Here is a 2,500-nt window from a genome sequence, read left to right on the forward strand (position 1 = left end):
TGGTTGCGGGGGCAGGATTTGAACCTGCGGCCTTCAGGTTATGAGCCTGACGAGCTACCGGGCTGCTCCACCCCGCGCCAAGAGCGCAACTTTGTTGCGCTTGAGATTATTTATCAAGCAGAAAGGGCCGCTTTCTGCGGCCCTAAGATTTCGGCTTGGGCCGATGCTGTGTCGAGAAGATTGTTTTTCAGCGTTTTTAGCTGACAACATTGCCTTTAGCAGACCTGGCAGCGACCTACTCTCCCGCGTCTTGAGACGAAGTACCATTGGCGCTGGGGCGTTTCACGGCCGTGTTCGGAATGGGAACGGGTGCAGCCACCCCGCCATGACCACCAGGTCGGCTAAGGGCAATGTTGTTGAGAAGCTGGCAGGCATTCGCCTGTTTTATTTTGAACACGTCAGTTTTCTCTGCCTTCGTCTGCAGGGAAGCTCCCATACAGGCCGATAGGCCGTCGCGCCCAGGTTTTTGCCGAAGGCAAAGTACCGGTTTGGCGCGGCCTGTCCGGAGCGCTTAAGCGCGTCAGGACAAAAGAGAAGCATCATCGGTGCTGCTGAGCAGCACTGATGAACATAAGCAATGAGAACGATCAAGCCAATCGAGCTATTAGTAACGGTAAGCTTCATGCATTACTGCACTTCCACACCCGTCCTATCAACGTGGTCGTCTTCCACGGCTCTGATAGGGAATACTCGTTTTCAGGTGGGTTTCCCGCTTAGATGCCTTCAGCGGTTATCCCTTCCATATATAGCTACCCTGCTATGCCGTTGGCACGACAACAGGTCCACCAGAGATATGTCCATCCCGGTCCTCTCGTACTAGGGACAGATCCTGTCAATATTCCTACACCCACGGCAGATAGGGACCGAACTGTCTCACGACGTTCTGAACCCAGCTCACGTACCGCTTTAATTGGCGAACAGCCAAACCCTTGGGACCTGCTCCAGCCCCAGGATGCGATGAGCCGACATCGAGGTGCCAAACAACCCCGTCGATATGGACTCTTGGGGGTCATCAGCCTGTTATCCCCGGCGTACCTTTTATCCGTTGAGCGATGGCCCTTCCACACGGGACCACCGGATCACTATGACCGACTTTCGTCTCTGCTCGACTTGTCAGTCTCGCAGTCAGGCGGGCTTATGCCATTGCACTCGACGACCGATTTCCGACCGGTCTGAGCCCACCATCGCGCGCCTCCGTTACTCTTTCGGAGGCGACCGCCCCAGTCAAACTACCCACCATACACTGTCCCGGATCCGGATGACGGACCGCGGTTAGACATCCATGACGATAAGGGTGGTATTTCAAGGATGGCTCCACAGAAACTGGCGTCCCTGCTTCAAAGCCTACCACCTATCCTACACATGCCGACACGAATGCCAGTGTAAAGCTATAGTAAAGGTGCACGGGGTCTTTCCGTCTGACCGCAGGAACCCCGCATCTTCACGGGGAATTCAATTTCACTGAGTCTATGTTGGAGACAGCGGGGAAGTCGTTACGCCATTCGTGCAGGTCGGAACTTACCCGACAAGGAATTTCGCTACCTTAGGACCGTTATAGTTACGGCCGCCGTTTACTGGGGCTTCGATTCAAAGCTTGCACCTCTCCTCTTAACCTTCCAGCACCGGGCAGGCGTCAGACCCTATACGTCGTCTTGCGACTTCGCAGAGCCCTGTGTTTTTGATAAACAGTCGCTACCCCCTGGTCTGTGCCACCCCATTACACTTGCGTATAAAGGGGTCACGCTTCTTCCGAAGTTACGCGTGCAATTTGCCGAGTTCCTTCAACATAGTTCTCTCAAGCGCCTTGGTATACTCTACCTGACCACCTGTGTCGGTTTCGGGTACGGTCTGTACGGTGGAGCTATTTCCTGGAACCGCTTCCTCGCCCATTCAATCCAATAAGAATGAACAAGTTACGCGATCCGTCACTACCACCAGGCCCACGAATATTAACGTGGTTCCCATCGACTACGCATTTCTGCCTCATCTTAGGGGCCGGCTAACCCTGCTCAGATTAACTTTAAGCAGGAACCCTTGGTCTTTCGGCGAGGGGGTCTCTCACCCCCTTTATCGTTACTCATGTCAACATTCGCACTTCCGATACCTCCAGGGCCCCTCACAGGTACCCCTTCACAGGCTTACGGAACGCTCCGCTACCACTTGCAGTAAACTGCAAATCCTCAGCTTCGGTGCATGGCTTTAGCCCCGTTACATTTTCGGCGCAAAGACCCTTATTTAGACCAGTGAGCTGTTACGCTTTCTTTAAATGATGGCTGCTTCTAAGCCAACATCCTGGTTGTTTTGGGATCCTCACATCCTTTCCCACTTAGCCATGACTTGGGGACCTTAGCTGGAGGTCAGGGTTGTTGCCCTCTTCACGACGGACGTTAGCACCCGCCGTGTGTCTGCCGACTAGTACTCCCAGGTATTCGGAGTTTGGTTAGGATCAGTAAGACGGTGAGTCCCCATAGCCCATCCAGTGCTCTACCCCCTGGGGTAT

General features: G+C 54.1%; 1 tRNA gene and 2 rRNA genes (1 of these 3 cut by a window edge). All 3 read right to left on the bottom strand.

What is annotated here, in order from left to right:
• Positions 1 to 77: transfer RNA gene (locus ACQKP1_RS25785), tRNA-Met, on the bottom strand.
• Between the two features lie 145 nt (positions 78 to 222).
• Positions 223 to 337, bottom strand: a 5S ribosomal RNA gene (gene rrf / locus ACQKP1_RS25790).
• 246 nt (positions 338 to 583) lie between these two features.
• Positions 584 to 2,500: ribosomal RNA gene (locus ACQKP1_RS25795) — 23S ribosomal RNA — on the bottom strand; it runs 883 nt beyond the window's last position.

It is taken from the genome of Allorhizobium sp. NPDC080224 (genome assembly GCF_050281005.1).
Lineage (GTDB): Bacteria > Pseudomonadota > Alphaproteobacteria > Rhizobiales > Rhizobiaceae > Allorhizobium.